This window comes from Alcanivorax sp. MD8A, from assembly GCF_002888555.1.
In the GTDB taxonomy this organism is placed as follows: domain Bacteria; phylum Pseudomonadota; class Gammaproteobacteria; order Pseudomonadales; family Alcanivoracaceae; genus Alcanivorax.
Window position 1 is genome coordinate 1 of sequence record NZ_AQOQ01000051.1, and the last position, 14,292, is coordinate 14,292.

The following is a 14,292-nucleotide window of genomic DNA, read 5'->3' on the forward strand; positions in this document are numbered from 1 at the left end:
CACTGTTCACTGTTCACTGTTCACTGTTTCGGTTGCGATGCCATGGCCCCAGAAACCTCTCTTCTCTACATTCACGGCTTCAACAGCTCTCCGGCTTCGCACAAGGCGGGGATTCTGCGTGAGGTGTTCGAGCGCGCTGGCTGTGCGGAGCGCCTGATTGTGCCGGCCTTGCCACCGTCCCCGCGGCAGGCCATGGCGGAGCTGGATGCGGCCATCGCGTCGGCCGGGCCGGTGGCGCTGCTGGGCTCGTCGCTCGGGGGCTTCTATGCCACCTGGCTGGCCGAGCACCATGATCTCAAGGCGGCACACATCAATCCGGCAGTTCGTCCATGGCGACTACTGGACAAATACACAGGTATCCAGCATAACTATCACACCGGAGAGGCCTACCAGTTCAATCCGGCCTGGCTGGAAGAGTTGCGCCACTACGAAGTGGCAGACATTTCCAAGCCGGACAACCAGCTGTTGCTGACCCAGACCGGGGATGAAACCCTCAACTGGGAAGATGGCTGGGACTATTATGGCGACTGTCACCGCTATTGTGGCTTGGGTGGCAGCCACGCCTTTGATAACTTTGACGCCTTCATACCGCTGATTCTGCGGTTTTGTGGTGTGAGTCTGACGTCGGCAGTCTGACGTCTGGCACGACAACCCGTTTGTCAGTCGTCCGGCGTCCAACGTCAGACGTCCGACCCTGAATTCAAGATACTTTATGACCAACAACTATACGTCCGAGAATATTGAAGTACTGTCGGGCCTGGAGCCGGTGCGCAAGCGTCCCGGCATGTACACCGACACCACCCGCCCCAACCACCTGGCCCAGGAAGTGATCGACAACTCGGTCGATGAAGCACTGGCGGGCCATGCCAAGTCCATCAAGGTCACCCTGTTCAAGGACGGTGGCGTGGAAGTGGAAGATGATGGCCGCGGGATGCCGGTGGACCTGCACCCGGTGCAGAAGAAACCCGGGGTGGAGGTGATCCTTTCCACTCTGCATGCGGGCGGCAAGTTTTCCAACAACAACTACCAGTTCAGTGGTGGTTTGCACGGTGTGGGTGTGTCGGTGGTGAATGCCCTGTCCACCAAGCTGGAAGTGCTGGTCAAACGTGACGGGCAGCTGCACCGCATCGAGTTTGGCGATGGCGAAAAGCGCAGCGAACTGGAAGTGGTGGACACGGTGGGCAAGCGCAACACCGGTACCATTCTGCGGTTCTGGCCAGACCCGTCGTATTTCGACTCCCCGAAGATTTCCGTTTCGCGGCTCAAGCACCTGCTGCGGGCCAAGGCCGTATTGTGCCCGGGCCTGAAGGTCATTCTGGAAAACCAGCTCAGCGGAGAAACCGAGACCTGGCAGTTTGAAGACGGCTTGATTGAATATCTGCTGGAATCGGCTACCGGCTGGGAGCGGGTGCCGGAAGAGCCCTTCAACGGCGCCATGAGTGCCGAGACCGAGGCAGTGGACTGGGCTGTCATGTGGTTGCCGGAAGGTGGCGAGCTGGTGCAGGAGTCCTACGTCAACCTGATTCCCACCGCCCAGGGCGGCACGCACGTGAACGGGTTGCGTTCCGGTCTGCTGGAGGCCATGCGTGAGTTCTGTGAGTTCCGCAACCTGCTGCCCCGTGGGGTGAAGCTGACCCCGGAAGACATCTGGGACCGGGCGGCCTACGTCCTGAGCGTCAAGATGCAGGATCCGCAGTTCGCAGGCCAGACCAAAGAGAGGCTGAGCTCACGGCAGACGGCGGCGTTCGTGTCTGGCGTGGTGAAGGATGCCTTTTCCCTGTGGTTGAACCAGCACACCGACGAAGCCGAGAAGCTGGCGGACCTGTGTATCAACAACGCCCAGAAACGGTTGCGTGCGGCCAAAAAGGTCACGCGCAAAAAAGTCACCAGCGGCCCGGCGTTGCCCGGCAAGCTGGCCGACTGTACCAGCGATGATCCGTCCCAGAGTGAAATCTTTCTGGTGGAAGGGGATTCTGCCGGGGGCAGTGCCAAGCAGGCCCGTGACCGGGTCTATCAGGCGATCATGCCCCTGCGGGGCAAGATCATGAACACCTGGGAAGTGGACTCTGGTGAGGTGCTGGGCAGTCAGGAAATCCATGATATTGCGGTGGCACTGGGGATCGAGCCGGGCAGTGATGATCTCAGTGGCTTGCGCTATGGCAAGGTCTGCATTCTTGCCGATGCGGACTCTGACGGTCTGCACATCGCGACCCTGATCTGCGCCTTGTTCCTGCGGCATTTCCCCGCGCTGGTGAAAAACGGTCATGTGTTTGTGGCCATGCCACCGCTGTACCGCATCGATGTGGGCAAGGACGTGTACTACGCCCTGGACAAGGACGAACGCGAAGGGGTGCTCGATCGCATCAAGGCCGAGAAGAAGCGAGGCAAGGTTAACGTCACCCGATTCAAGGGGCTGGGCGAAATGAACCCGCTGCAATTGCGTGAAACCACCATGGCCCGCGACACCCGCCGTCTGGTGCGCCTGTCCATCAGTGGCGACGATGACACCCACCAGTTGATGGACATGTTGCTGAGCAAGAAGCGCGCCTCGGATCGCAAGATCTGGCTGGAAGAAAAGGGGAATCTGGCTGAAGTGTAGCGCTGCGCTGCGGCGGGTTGGACGTCTGGGGTCGGACGTCTGACGCAAAGGAATAATCGGTTTTGTCGTCCGACTTCAGAGGTCAGACGTCAGACTAAAGTGAGTATAGCGAGCAAAAATGGCTGACGAATTTGAAAGTTTTCCCCTGAGGGAATACACCGAAAAAGCGTACCTGGATTATTCCATGTACGTGATTCTCGATCGGGCCCTGCCGAATATCGGTGACGGCCTGAAACCGGTGCAGCGTCGAATCGTGTACGCGATGAGTGAGCTGGGCCTGAAGAATACCGCCAAGTACAAGAAGTCCGCCCGTACCGTGGGTGATGTACTGGGTAAGTATCACCCCCATGGAGACTCGGCCTGTTACGAGGCCATGGTATTGATGGCGCAGCCGTTCAGTTACCGCTATCCGTTGGTGGATGGTCAGGGTAACTGGGGCAGCGCGGATGATCCGAAGTCCTTCGCGGCCATGCGTTATACCGAATCCAAGTTGGCGCCCTATGCCGAGGTGCTACTGGCGGAGCTGGGGCAGGGCACGGTGGAATGGGTGCCGAACTTCGATGGCACCATGGATGAGCCGAAGCTGCTGCCGGCACGACTGCCCAATGTGCTGCTCAATGGCACCACCGGTATTGCGGTGGGCATGAGCACAGACATTCCGCCCCATAACCTGCGTGAAGTCGCCAACGCCTGTATCCATCTGCTGAAAGATCCCGGCGCCTCGCTGGATGATTTGATGGAGCATATTACCGGGCCGGATTTCCCCACCGAGGCGGAAATCATTACCCCGATCAACGACATCATCCGCATGTACGCCGAGGGCAAGGGGTCGCTGAAACAGCGTGCCGTTTACGAGCGTGAGGATGGCGATATCGTGGTCACGGCGCTGCCGTATCAGGTCTCCGGCGCCAAGGTGCTGGAGCAGATCGCCGACCAGATGAACAAGAAAAAGCTGCCCATGGTCAGCGACCTGCGTGATGAATCCGATCACGAGAATCCGACCCGGCTGGTGATTACACCCAAATCCAACCGGGTGGATATTGAGCAGCTCATGGGGCACCTGTTTGCTACCACGGATCTGGAAAAGAACTACCGGGTTAACCTGAACATGATCGGCATTGATGGCCGGCCACAGGTGAAGAGCCTGGACACCATTCTCAACGAGTGGTTGCAGTTCCGCATGGTCACGGTGCGCCGTCGCTTGCAGCACCGCCTCGACAAGGTGCTCGAACGCCTGCATATCCTGGAAGGCTTGTTGGTCGCATTCCTCAATATTGATGAAGTGATCCACATCATTCGTACCGAAGATGCGCCCAAGCCGGTGCTGATGGAGCGCTTCGGGATTTCCGACCGCCAGGCCGAAGCCATCCTCGAACTGAAATTGCGCCACCTGGCCAAACTCGAGGAAATGAAGATTCGTGGCGAGCAGGATGAGCTCAACGAAGAACGTGAAACCCTGGAAGCCACGCTCGGCTCCACGGCCCGCATGAAGAAACTGGTGGCGAAAGAGCTGAAGGAAGACGCTGAGAAATACGGGGATGACCGTCGCTCGCCGCTGGTGGAACGCAGTGCCGCTTCCGCGCTGGATGAAACCGATCTGGTCAGTGCCGATCCGGTGACGGTGGTGCTGTCTGAAAAAGGCTGGGTGCGTGCTGCCAAGGGGCATGATGTGGATGTGGAAGGCCTCAGCTACAAGGCCGGCGACAAATACCGCGCCAGTGCCCGGGGCAAGTCGAATCAGCCGGTGTGCTTTATCGACAGTACCGGGCGCAGTTATTCCCTCCCTGCACATACCCTGCCCAGCGCCCGAGGCCAGGGCGAGCCGTTGTCCGGGCGGGTCAGTCCGCCCTCGGGGGCCATTTTCATGGCCGCCGTCATGGGCAAGGAAAAGGATGCCTTCCTGATGAGCACCGATGCCGGCTACGGCTTTGTGGTGCGCTATACCGATCTGCTCGCTAACAAGAAGGCGGGCAAGGCCGCGCTGAGCGTGCCCAAGGGGGCCAAGGTGCTGGTACCGCAGGCGGTGGGCAGTGTCAGCGATGACCTTATCGCACTGGTGTCCAACGAAGGGCGTTTGTTGGTCTTCCCGGTCAAGGAGCTGCCGGAAATGGCGCGCGGTAAAGGCAACAAGATGATGTCGATACCGTCTGCACGGGTGGCGGCACGGGAAGAGTTTGTGCAAGACGTGCAGGTGTTGGGGCCGCAGGATTCGTTAACCATCTTTGCTGGTAAACGCCACCTGACGCTGAAGGCATCTGACCTGGAGCATTACTACGGTGAACGGGGCCGCCGGGGTGCCAAGCTGCCACGTGGTTTCCAGAACGTGGACAGCATGGCTGTTGAGAGAAAGGGCGCTTAAACAGCAGGGACTGAGGGAACAGTAATGGTACGGGGCGTCATTACAGTGTTGTTGTTGCTGATCAATACCCTGGTATTGATCGGCCCCATGATGGTGGTGGCGCTGCTGAAGTTGCTGTTGCCGGTAGCGGCCCTGCGGCGAGCCTGCTCGGTAATGGTGATGACCATTGCCGAAACCTGGGCGGAAATCTGCAAGGCGATCTTTGCCTTGATGACCCCGACACAATGGGATATCCGCGGGGTGGCAGCGTTACGCCAGGACACCTCCTACCTGGTGGTCAGTAATCACCAGTCATGGGTCGATATTCCGGCGTTGGTGCAGGCGTTCAATCGCAAGACCCCGTATTTCAAGTTCTTCCTAAAGAAGGAGTTGATCTGGGTGCCGTTTCTGGGCTTGGCGTTCTGGGCACTGGATTATCCGTTCATGAAGCGCTACAGCAAGGCGGTGCTGGCGAAACATCCGGAACTCAAGGGCAAGGATCTGGAGATTACCCGCCGGGCCTGTGAAAAGTTTCAGGGCATCCCGGTTACGGTGGTGAACTTTCTGGAAGGGACCCGTTTTACACCGGCCAAGCACAAGCAACAGGGGGCGCCCTACACCCACCTTCTCAACCCAAAGGCTGGGGGTGTGGCCTTCGTGCTGGCAGCACTGGGGGATAATCTTGACGCGCTCCTGGACGTGACGATCGCCTATCCGCAGGGCACGCCACCCGGTTTCTGGGCACTGCTAAGTGGCAAGGTGAATCGCGTGGTGGTGGACGTGCAGACGCGTCCGCTGGATCCCGCCCTGTGGCGCAGTGATTACCAGGAAGATGCCGAGTTTCGTGCCGAGTTACAGCAGTGGGTTAGCGAATTGTGGGCAGCCAAGGACCTGCACTTGCAAGAACTGAAGCGAGAAATCAGCTGATTCCTCGCTAGAAAGCGGGCCCCTGAAAGTTCAGTGTTAGCGCCACGTACGGGCCCCCAAATTTCAGGTTTACGGCCTGATTCCGGGAATCCTCGTCGAGTTTTATGAACATCTGATGGAAGCCGACTTCCAGCCCCAGTAAAAAATCCGATTGCCACCCTGCCCGTAAAATAAAGTCGCCCAACTGATCTTCATCCAGATAGATGCCATTGGCTTCGGCTCCCAGGTACGCGTTATCGGATAACAATGGGAACGGTAAATACCCCGCCAGATGGAATACCGGAAGCGTCTCGTCAATGCGGCGTATTGCCTGTGCCGAAGTGGAAAGAATTTCCAGTTCGCCGTTCAGATCCCGGGCTGCCAGCCCAACATTCACTTTGCCTCCGTTGTTGCGGGGGAGAGAGTAGTACAGGGTGGCATCAGAAACGCGGAGATCCAGATCGTTACGAATCTGGTCTCCGGCAATAAAACTTTCGCCTGCGAACTGCAGATCCCGGGGGGACGAAGTGCTGGCGGCATCGCGCACCCCCAGGTAGCGAAGCCGGGCATTGGGCAGCCAGTGATTGTCGTGTTCCAGTGTGAGGTAGGCGCCGCTCTGTCTGGCATGGTTGAACTGCAGATCGTTATCCAGATCCAGTTCATCTCCGTCGCTGATGGTGCCCTCCAGTTCACTGTTCCAGCTGTACCCTCCCCCGGATAAACGGACGCCCTCGGCCAAGGCAGAATGGCTGATAGCGAGGCTGGCACAGGCGAGGACAATCCCTGTCTTCATTGTTCGGGTCTCCTGCAAGGTCAGAAACCAATCGAGAGCGCCAGGTAAGGGCCGCCCATTTCCAGGTCGGTGTCCAGAGAGCTGACATCTTCCAGATCCAGTTGCAGGTAGCTATAGCCGACTTCAATGCCAATCAGGTAATCGGAGCGCCAACCGACCTGCACATCGAAATCATTGATGCCAGAGCCATCGTATTCAATGGCATTGATTTCCCCTCCCACATAGACACCGGGTACAGGGAGGTTGGCTCTGGCGCCAAGATGCAACATGGGGACAATTTCATCGACGTCGATTCGGGCATCGGAATTCAGACTATTGAGATGCAGGTAGCCTTCCATCTTGCGGACGGTCAGGCCCACATCCAGTTTCAGGGCAGTATCTACTGGCGTGTAGTAGAAGGTGCCATCGAGCATCTCCATATCAAAGTCGGTATCGACTCGGGTTTGCGCCACATAGATCTGGCCATTGAACTCGAAGGTGCGCTGGATACGGTTGCTGGCCGTATCAGAAAGATCCATATAGCGGACCCGGAAGTTGGGGAGGATCGGAACGGCGTGTTCAATGCCCAGATAAAGGACACCCTGATCGGCTTCGTTGAAGCCCAGATCATCCTGCACATCAATGTTGGCCCCGCCGGAGGAGAAGGTGCCTTCCAGTTCACTGTCCCAGCTGTACCCACCGCCATAGACAGTGAGGCCTGGCGCCGCGTACAGGGCAGAGGAGGTAAACAGGGCGGCGGTTGCAAGCAGCGTTCGTTTCATGAGTGATCCAGTCGGCAGGGAATGTCCCTGAAGTATAGCGCAGGGAGGATGCCGGGCGCCAAGGCAGTGCGGATTCTGCTAGAATCGCTCTACGCAAATGTGTTTAACGGGCTGCAGGCCCTGGAGTTCACACAGTCATGTTTCTTGACGAGATGCCCGGTCAGTTCCGTTACCCCGCCCCGGAAGATGCAGAAGATGAGGTGCTACTGGCAGATATCCAGCGCAAGGGATGGCACCATTTTGCCGTGCCTGGAGGTGATGGTCAGCCTGGCTATACTTTTAGCGTGGGGCATTTCCTGAACTTGAACCACCCCGAGCTGATCGTGGTGGGGTTGAAGGACGCGCTGGCCAGCCGCTTGCTCGACAGCGCTGCAGTGCGTATTCGTGGCCTGAACAAGCCGTATCAGCCCTACCGGTTGTACAATGATATCGCCGATGGGCTTGAGGTCATGTTCCTGCCGGTGGCGTTTCCGCATTACAAGGAATACCTGGGCTTTGCCAACTGGTTCTACCAAAGTCTGCCGGCGCCTTATCCTGCCTTGCAGATGGTCTGGCCAGACCCGAAAGGGGTATTCCCATGGCAGCCCGGCTATGACGCCCGTTTCCGGCGCGCCCAGCCCCTGCTTGGGCCGGCCCCGGCGACGCCGCTGGCCCGGCCTTAGCCCCATGGTGGAGATTTCCTTTCGGAAATTTCCACCCTACGATACACCTGTTACCGATATGTGAGAGGTCTGAATGAGCTCCCTGCAGGAACAATTGATGAAGGCCGGCCTGTCGGACCAAAAAAAGGCGCGCCGGGCCAAGCAGCAGAAACGTGAAGTGGCCAACAAGGTCAAGCGTGGCGAGATCGAACAGGACGATGCCGCCGAGCGGGTGCGTCGTCAGCAGGCGGAAAAAGCCGAAGCCGATCGCCAGCGCGAAGCGGAACGCAAGGCCGAGCGTGAGCGCAAGGAAATTGCTGCCCAGATCAAGCAAATGATTGAGCAAAGTCGCCTCGACCGAAACGGTGCCGAGGTGGCCTATCAGTTCGTGCAGGACAAGAAAATCAAGAAAACCTGGGTTACGGCAAAACAGCAGCAACAGCTGGAGCGAGGTCAGGTTGCCATTGTCGCACTGGGTGAGGGCGTTGAGCTGGTCCCCACGGTGGTGGCTGAAAAGATCCGCCAGCGTGATGACGCCCCCATTCTGGTGCTCAATGAGCGCGGTGCGCAGGATGTGGATGAGGATGATCCCTACAAGGATTTCCCCATTCCCGATGATCTGATGTGGTGATGAAAAGCGGCAAGCTTCAAGCTACAGCACAGGTGGGCACGGTGTGGTCTCGAAGGCACTGCCCGCGATGTCGGCCCTGATGAAATCCTGGCCTTTACTCTCCGACAACCGGACTCTCTTATGACGGCTTCTTCTTCCCTGACGCTGGGGCGTCGGTATTCGCTGGAAGTGATTCGGGCGGTGCGTAATGGCCTGTTACTGGACGGCGGCCCATTGGGCGATGTGTTGCTTCCGACCCGGGAAGCCGGTGACCTGCAACCCGGTGACAGCGTGCTGGTCACGCTTTACAACGATGGCCAGGGCAGCACCATGGCGTCGGTAAAAGCGCCCAAGGTACAACGGGGCGAAGTTGCCAGTCTGGGCGTGGTCTCCACCAGCAAGTTAGGCGCTTTTCTGGATTGGGGTATGCCCAAGGATCTGTTGTTGCCTTTGGCTGAACAGACCGCCCCCTTGCGGCCCGGAGGTCGGGCGCTGGTCATGGTGACCACCGATCGGGAAGGGCGGTTGTTGGCCAGTGCCAAGCTGGATCGTTTCCTGAAAGATACCTGCAATGAATTCCAGCAAGGTGATGAGGTGGCCCTGATTGCCGGGCGGGAGACCGATCTGGGCTGGAAGATGGTCGTCAATCATCGTTATTGGGGCATGATTGCCCGCAAGGAACTGCGTGCGCCGCTTAAACCTGGCCAGCGGGTCACCGGCTATGTGCAGCGTCTGCGCGAAGACGGCAAACTCAGCTTGTCCCTGAATGCGCCGGGTGCAGCCAAGAGTGATGCCCTGAGCGAGCAGATTCTGGCAGCACTGGAAAACGCCGGTGGCGAATTGCCGTTGGGTGACAAGAGTGCGCCGGACGCGATCTTCGATGCCTTCCGCTGCAGCAAGAATGCCTTCAAGCAAGCCATTGGCGGGCTCTACAAGGCGCGCAAGATCGTCATCGAGAAAGACCGTATCCGCAAAGCCTGATAAATCTTCCTGCTCGAGGAATCTCCATGCTGCTGACCCTGTACCTGATCGGTATCACTGCTGAAGCTATGACCGGGGCGTTGGCGGCGGGGCGATTGCGCATGGATTTGTTCGGGGTGGTGATGATTGCCACCGTCACCGCGTTTGGGGGCGGCTCTATCCGTGACCTCTTGTTGGGGCATTACCCGCTGACCTGGGTTGCCCACCCGGAATATCTGTTGCTGACGACCTCGGCGGCGTTGCTGACCATCTGGATTGCACCGCTCATGTCCCGCCTGCGCATGCTGTTTCTGATGCTGGATGCCCTCGGACTGGTGGCGTTCACGATTATTGGTGTGAAAGTGGCACAAAGCATGGGGCTGGGCATGCCGGTGGCGGTACTGGCAGGGCTGATTACCGGCATCTTTGGCGGGGTGATTCGTGACCTGCTGTGCAACCGTGTTCCGCTGGTGTTTCAGAAGGAACTGTATGCGGTGGTGTCGCTGGGGTCGGCTTGCCTGTTTCTGGTGTTGCAACAGATGGCCTGGCCGGCCTGGCTGATCACGCTGTTGACGCTGGCCGCTGGATTTACGGTCCGCATGCTGGCGATCCGTTATCAGTGGCACCTGCCGCGTTTTGAGTACAACGTCCCCGAGAAATAACCGTTACTGCCAGACCAGTGTCAGCGTTTCCTTGCTGGCAAAGCGCAGCAAGTGGCTGTCGATCACGGATTGCAGTTTCTCCACATTGTCTTCTCCCGCCTGACAGTGCAGATGCAGGGCCTCTGGTTGGGCGTCCAGCTCACAGGTGCCGAAAGGGAAGCGGATAATGCCACGGCTATCATCGAATTCCGTGTCGACTTTGTGGCTGAAGTGCCGACAGAGTTTTTTCAGGTACAGGCTGGCATGGGCGGTGGGGGCGTAGCCATGTCGATGTGTCATGGTGGTTCCTTTAATGGTTGATTGTGTCAACTATATTTGCGATTAAAGTTGATAAAGTCAACCAGTTTTGGGTGCATAGACAAGAGAAGGGGGTGCCATGCAGGAATCCATCAGTCAGGCGTTGGGGGAAGTCTTTACGGATATCCTCAATCGTCTTCGTGGTGAGATGCGTGAGGGGCTGGCGGACCTGCCCCTGAGCCTGGGGCCGCCGGACATTGGCTTGCTGGGCTTTCTTGCACGCTACCCGGGCAGCACCGCCCGCGAACTATGTGATTACCTGGGCCGCGACAAGGCGCAGATGGCTCGCAAGCTTAAGCAGCTGGAAGGTGCCGGCCTGCTGGGCAAGGAAGCGGATGCCCATGATCGCCGGCGGACCCATCTGTTCCTGACCCCGGAAGGGGAAGGAGTGGCGAAACGGGGGCAGCAGGTTCGCCAGCAGGCTTTCGCCAGTTTGCTGGTGGGGCTGGATGCGCGGGAGCAGGAGCAGCTCCTGGCGTTGCTGATGAAAGCCGCAGGCAAAACGGACATAAAGTGATGGCCGTCCTGTAGGCGGCTGGGTAAGGTGTCGGAATGCCGGGGTTGCCCCGGCAAGTTGATGATCAATGGAAATGAGTGACCGGGAGTGGTTATGAACAAGATGCGTGTTGGGTTGCTGGCGGTGTCGCTGGGTATGGTGATGAGTGCGCCGGTGCAGGCGTTCGACTTCAAGAAAATGACAGACTCTGCCAATGAGGCGGTGAACAGCGCTTCGCAAAAAGCGAATTCTTCCATCAGTGAGGCCAGCGATGCGGCCAACAGTGGCATGGCCATTACTGGTGAAGCCCAGGCTCTGGTGGACTCGCTGACCAAGGATCTGGGCGTGACTCAGCAGCAAGCCGCGGGGGGTGCCGGTGCGCTCTTGGCCATGGCCCAGAACAACCTGTCAGCCGACCAGTTCGGCGGTATTCTGGACAAGGTGCCGGGGCTCGATTCCCTGCTGGGTGGTGGCAGCGGTGTGGCGTCCTCCATGCTGGGCAACATTTCCTCGTTGCAGGGTGTCGCGAAGGTGTTTTCGTCGCTGGGTCTGAGCCCGGAAATGATCTCCCAGTTTGCGCCGAAAATTCTCGGCTTCCTGGGCAATGAAGGAGTGGGTAGCACGGCGCTGAACGCTCTGAAAGGCCTGTGGGGCGCCGGCGCGTCCTGATGCTTTGCCCGCTCGCTCTGCACTCCGGCAGAGTGAGCGGTCTGGGCGGGTTGTTGTTGTGCCCGCCTTCTTCCTCTCTCTCCTGTCCCGCGCCTCTTGGCTGACCTGCGTTTATGCAGGTGCCTTATCGTTGCGCAAATCGCAGCAGCTGCCGATGACACATGGCCGGGGTTTGCCCGCTCCAACGCTTGAAGGAGCGACGGAAGTTGGTGCTGTCGGTGAAATTCAGTCGTGCGCACACCTGATCCGGGCCCAGGCCATGAAAGGCAAGCCAGTGTACGGCCTGGTGCAGTCGGGCTTCATCCAGCAGTTGCTGGTAGTGACTGGAAAAACCTTTCAGGCGTCGTTTCAGGGTCGCGGGGCTGCACTCCAGCCATTCGGCGCTTTCCTGCAGTGACGGCGGCTGGTGAATGTGTTCCAGCAAGTGCAGGTAGAGCCCGTGACGCAGACTGAGAGTGCCTGGTAGCGAGGCGATTTCCTGTTGGCACTGCTGCAGGGCTGCCTGCCTGGCGGTGGCCGAGTGGTTGGGCCAGGGGCGCTCCAGATACTCCAGGGGCAGCAGCATGGCGTCTATCTGTGAGGCAAAGTGCAGTGGGCCGCTCAGATGAACCTGGTACTGCTCGGGGTAATCGGGGCAGTCATGCCGGAACAGAAATTGCCAGGGCAGACGTTCGCCGCTAAGCCAGCGGGTGACCGAGGCGACGCCGGTCATGGCGGCTTCGACGATGAATCGCCAATGCGGGCCGCTGCCAGCACAGTCGAGCCACTGCAGGCAGAGATGTTGCTCGCTGAGTGACAATCGAGCCCCTGCCAGCGGCTGAATCAGCACGCCGAAATCACAGAACACCTGCAGCGCCTGGGCCAGGTTACCGGCATTGGCGAGCAGGGTGCTGGCGGCACCATAATGGCCGGGGAACAGGCGCTGGCCATAGCGAAAGCTGAGTTCCGGATCGGCCAGGCTGCGGCGACTGTTGTGAATGAGCTGAAGAAAATCATGGCTGCTGAGCTGCGCCTCCCCCTGCACGATTTGTTCACGGAACAGGCCGGTATGACGTAGCAGTACATTGCTGTCGATGGCCTGATCCGCTGCCAGATCCAGCAGTACGGCAGCCTGCCCGTGGGCAGGAATAAAGCGCTGGTCATGCAGGAAAAAACCCATCTCAGGCGACTCGGGATGGACTGTGCAGGTTGCGATTGGCGCGCTCGATCAGGCTGTCGGCATCCTCGTCATGGGCCACAGCAAGACCGGCCATGATGGCCACGGGGTGGGTGATGCCGCGCTGGGTCTTGAACGCAAAATGGCGAACCGCCTGTTCCAGTTCCCGGGTCAAGGACTCGGCTTCCTGGCGCCCCGTACGCGGTAGCACAACGGCGAAACGGTCACCGGCGTAACGGCACAGCAGATCCTGCTGGCGCAGGTTGAGCAGCAGCACTTCGGCCACTTCCCTTAACAGCCGGTCACTGTCGTGGGGGCCGAGGAGTCGGCGGCTATGGTCGAAGCAGTGCAGATCCAGCATGACCAGTGAAAGGGGTTGGTCCTGTTTGAGCAGTTCCATGGCCAATTGCTCGCGCAGGTAGCGTGGTCCGGAAAGTGGTGTCAGGCCATCGAGGCTGCGATGCTCCCGAAACACCCGCTCCCGTTTCTGCAGCTGGGCGGATATTGCCTGCTGTTCCCGGTGCCAGTGGTAGATCCCCAGTGTCAGCAGCAGCATGCCCAGAGGCATGGCGCCGGATTCCAGCCAGTGGTCCCACATCACGGCAGACGGTAACTGGATGAATTCATCCATCAGGTCCTGCCAGTAGGCCAGGAAAAGGGTACTCAGGCCTGTCACCAGCAAGCGGGTGACTCGACCGGTCGGGCGGCTATTGAGAATCAGCCCAATCCACAGCAAGGCAAGCAGCGCGGCTCCCCCTTCCCCCGCGATGTCCAGCCACACCAGTTCCGATACCGTTTTCAGATCGCCACTGGCCAGGTTGGCCAGCACCACCAGGTTCGCCATGACCAGCAGGGCAATCAGGGAACCTCGATGCAGGCTGAGTCGCTGTTTCACATGCATTCTCCTTTCTGACTGCCGCAGCAATACGGGAGGGAGGTTGCAGTTTGATGAAAACCCTGTGGTGAGCGCGAGGGGTCGAATTGGCTCAGGGCAATGATGAATGCCCCCGGCTTTTCCGTGTTGTGACCGGCTCGGGTGAGTACAGGCCTGCCCTGGAGGGGGTCACAACAGCTCAAATTGACCGAGAAACACCGCGAAAACCGGCTCTTGTGGTGAGGCTGTAACCGAACTGACATAGGGGCTGCCTAACGTGCCGGGCATTGCCAATTTCACAGGGCATTGCCCGGGGGACACCCATGTCATCTAACACGTTGTTTAACAGGCTGTTGAGAAGCCCGTTGCGTGCTCAGTCTTTCAGGCTGGTTCGCAATCTAGGCGCGCCTTTGAAGGTGTATGTCCATCCAGCGAAAAAGCACAACAACGAGTGCGGGCCAGCCTGGAAGACCCGAAGGGCGCGGCCTGAAGGGCCCATCTGCTGCGCTTTGTCGCTAGGAAAGGGAGCC

At 58.9% G+C, this 14,292-nt stretch carries 15 protein-coding genes; 10 read left to right on the plus strand and 5 right to left on the minus strand.

The features are described from left to right. Window positions 1-42 precede the first annotated feature (42 nt). The 4 genes from A15D_RS16230 (at window position 43) to A15D_RS16245 (ending at window position 5,864) form a co-directional block, all read left to right on the plus strand. Entirely contained in the window at window positions 43-636 is a 594-nt protein-coding gene (locus A15D_RS16230) for a YqiA/YcfP family alpha/beta fold hydrolase (RefSeq protein WP_031226912.1), read from the plus strand. A 76-nt stretch (window positions 637-712) separates the two neighbouring features. Beyond that, on the plus strand, window positions 713-2,599 hold the full coding sequence (parE, locus tag A15D_RS16235) for a DNA topoisomerase IV subunit B (protein ID WP_022986370.1): 1,887 nt from the start codon (window positions 713-715) through the stop codon (window positions 2,597-2,599). Window positions 2,600-2,717: 118 nt separating this feature from the next. Next, entirely contained in the window at window positions 2,718-4,958 is a 2,241-nt protein-coding gene (gene parC, locus A15D_RS16240; RefSeq protein WP_022986371.1) for a DNA topoisomerase IV subunit A, read from the plus strand. A gap of 24 nt (window positions 4,959-4,982) precedes the next feature. Beyond that, the gene (locus tag A15D_RS16245) at window positions 4,983-5,864 is read left to right on the plus strand and encodes an acyltransferase (RefSeq protein WP_022986372.1); all 882 of its coding nucleotides are present in this window, start codon (window positions 4,983-4,985) and stop codon (window positions 5,862-5,864) included. 7 nt (window positions 5,865-5,871) lie between these two features. Here the strand turns inward: A15D_RS16245 and A15D_RS16250 are convergent, their stop codons facing one another. Both A15D_RS16250 and A15D_RS16255 read right to left on the minus strand, forming a co-directional pair. Next, window positions 5,872-6,636 (minus strand): TIGR04219 family outer membrane beta-barrel protein, encoded by a 765-nt coding sequence (locus A15D_RS16250; RefSeq protein ID WP_022986373.1) that lies wholly within the window; start codon window positions 6,634-6,636, stop codon window positions 5,872-5,874. A 20-nt stretch (window positions 6,637-6,656) separates the two neighbouring features. Further along, the gene (locus tag A15D_RS16255; RefSeq protein ID WP_022986374.1) at window positions 6,657-7,397 is read right to left on the minus strand and encodes a TIGR04219 family outer membrane beta-barrel protein; all 741 of its coding nucleotides are present in this window, start codon (window positions 7,395-7,397) and stop codon (window positions 6,657-6,659) included. 137 nt (window positions 7,398-7,534) lie between these two features. Here A15D_RS16255 and A15D_RS16260 point away from each other — a divergent pair, with 137 nt between their 5' ends. From A15D_RS16260 to A15D_RS16275, 4 genes are all read left to right on the plus strand, one after another. Then, window positions 7,535-8,059 carry a DUF4262 domain-containing protein gene (locus tag A15D_RS16260; protein ID WP_102792786.1) on the plus strand — a complete coding sequence of 175 codons (525 nt, stop codon included), beginning with the start codon at window positions 7,535-7,537 and terminating at the stop codon, window positions 8,057-8,059. Window positions 8,060-8,132: 73 nt separating this feature from the next. Then, complete coding sequence (locus tag A15D_RS16265; RefSeq protein ID WP_031226914.1) at window positions 8,133-8,669, plus strand: DUF2058 domain-containing protein; 537 nt, start codon at window positions 8,133-8,135, stop codon at window positions 8,667-8,669. A 120-nt stretch (window positions 8,670-8,789) separates the two neighbouring features. Beyond that, window positions 8,790-9,629 (plus strand): S1 RNA-binding domain-containing protein, encoded by an 840-nt coding sequence (locus tag A15D_RS16270; protein WP_022986377.1) that lies wholly within the window; start codon window positions 8,790-8,792, stop codon window positions 9,627-9,629. Between the two features lie 26 nt (window positions 9,630-9,655). Beyond that, window positions 9,656-10,270, plus strand: coding sequence for a trimeric intracellular cation channel family protein (locus A15D_RS16275; protein WP_022986378.1), 615 nt, complete (start codon window positions 9,656-9,658; stop codon window positions 10,268-10,270). A gap of 3 nt (window positions 10,271-10,273) precedes the next feature. Here A15D_RS16275 and A15D_RS16280 read toward each other — a convergent pair whose 3' ends face one another. Next, window positions 10,274-10,549, minus strand: a complete 276-nt coding sequence (locus A15D_RS16280) for a DUF2218 domain-containing protein (RefSeq protein WP_022986379.1) — start codon at window positions 10,547-10,549, stop codon at window positions 10,274-10,276. Window positions 10,550-10,646: 97 nt separating this feature from the next. On the opposite strand from A15D_RS16280, the gene A15D_RS16285 reads away from it, so the two are divergent. After that, window positions 10,647-11,084: a MarR family winged helix-turn-helix transcriptional regulator gene (locus A15D_RS16285; protein ID WP_022986380.1), complete on the plus strand. Its 438-nt coding sequence runs from the start codon at window positions 10,647-10,649 to the stop codon at window positions 11,082-11,084. Window positions 11,085-11,177: 93 nt separating this feature from the next. Further along, window positions 11,178-11,732 carry a DUF2780 domain-containing protein gene (locus tag A15D_RS16290; RefSeq protein ID WP_022986381.1) on the plus strand — a complete coding sequence of 185 codons (555 nt, stop codon included), beginning with the start codon at window positions 11,178-11,180 and terminating at the stop codon, window positions 11,730-11,732. A 124-nt stretch (window positions 11,733-11,856) separates the two neighbouring features. On the opposite strand, the gene A15D_RS16295 is transcribed toward A15D_RS16290, so the two are convergent. Both A15D_RS16295 and A15D_RS16300 read right to left on the minus strand, forming a co-directional pair. Continuing rightward, a complete protein-coding gene (locus A15D_RS16295; RefSeq protein WP_102792787.1) occupies window positions 11,857-12,891 on the minus strand; it encodes an AraC family transcriptional regulator in 1,035 nt (344 codons plus the stop codon). A gap of 1 nt (window position 12,892) precedes the next feature. Continuing rightward, window positions 12,893-13,783 carry a diguanylate cyclase domain-containing protein gene (locus tag A15D_RS16300; RefSeq protein WP_233192276.1) on the minus strand — a complete coding sequence of 297 codons (891 nt, stop codon included), beginning with the start codon at window positions 13,781-13,783 and terminating at the stop codon, window positions 12,893-12,895. Between the last annotated feature and the right edge of the window lie 509 nt (window positions 13,784-14,292).

Excerpts from the sequence above, each read along its gene's own strand:
- A15D_RS16230 (WP_031226912.1), top strand. The coding sequence starts at position 43 with ATGGCCCCAGAAACCTCTCTTCTCTACATTCACGGCTTCAACAGCTCT.
- parE (WP_022986370.1), top strand. The coding sequence starts at position 713 with ATGACCAACAACTATACGTCCGAGAATATTGAAGTACTGTCGGGCCTG.
- parC (WP_022986371.1), top strand. The coding sequence starts at position 2,718 with ATGGCTGACGAATTTGAAAGTTTTCCCCTGAGGGAATACACCGAAAAA.
- A15D_RS16245 (WP_022986372.1), top strand. The coding sequence starts at position 4,983 with ATGGTACGGGGCGTCATTACAGTGTTGTTGTTGCTGATCAATACCCTG.
- A15D_RS16250 (WP_022986373.1), bottom strand. The coding sequence starts at position 6,636 with ATGAAGACAGGGATTGTCCTCGCCTGTGCCAGCCTCGCTATCAGCCAT.
- A15D_RS16255 (WP_022986374.1), bottom strand. The coding sequence starts at position 7,397 with ATGAAACGAACGCTGCTTGCAACCGCCGCCCTGTTTACCTCCTCTGCC.
- A15D_RS16260 (WP_102792786.1), top strand. The coding sequence starts at position 7,535 with ATGTTTCTTGACGAGATGCCCGGTCAGTTCCGTTACCCCGCCCCGGAA.
- A15D_RS16265 (WP_031226914.1), top strand. The coding sequence starts at position 8,133 with ATGAGCTCCCTGCAGGAACAATTGATGAAGGCCGGCCTGTCGGACCAA.
- A15D_RS16270 (WP_022986377.1), top strand. The coding sequence starts at position 8,790 with ATGACGGCTTCTTCTTCCCTGACGCTGGGGCGTCGGTATTCGCTGGAA.
- A15D_RS16275 (WP_022986378.1), top strand. The coding sequence starts at position 9,656 with ATGCTGCTGACCCTGTACCTGATCGGTATCACTGCTGAAGCTATGACC.
- A15D_RS16280 (WP_022986379.1), bottom strand. The coding sequence starts at position 10,549 with ATGACACATCGACATGGCTACGCCCCCACCGCCCATGCCAGCCTGTAC.
- A15D_RS16285 (WP_022986380.1), top strand. The coding sequence starts at position 10,647 with ATGCAGGAATCCATCAGTCAGGCGTTGGGGGAAGTCTTTACGGATATC.
- A15D_RS16290 (WP_022986381.1), top strand. The coding sequence starts at position 11,178 with ATGAACAAGATGCGTGTTGGGTTGCTGGCGGTGTCGCTGGGTATGGTG.
- A15D_RS16295 (WP_102792787.1), bottom strand. The coding sequence starts at position 12,891 with ATGGGTTTTTTCCTGCATGACCAGCGCTTTATTCCTGCCCACGGGCAG.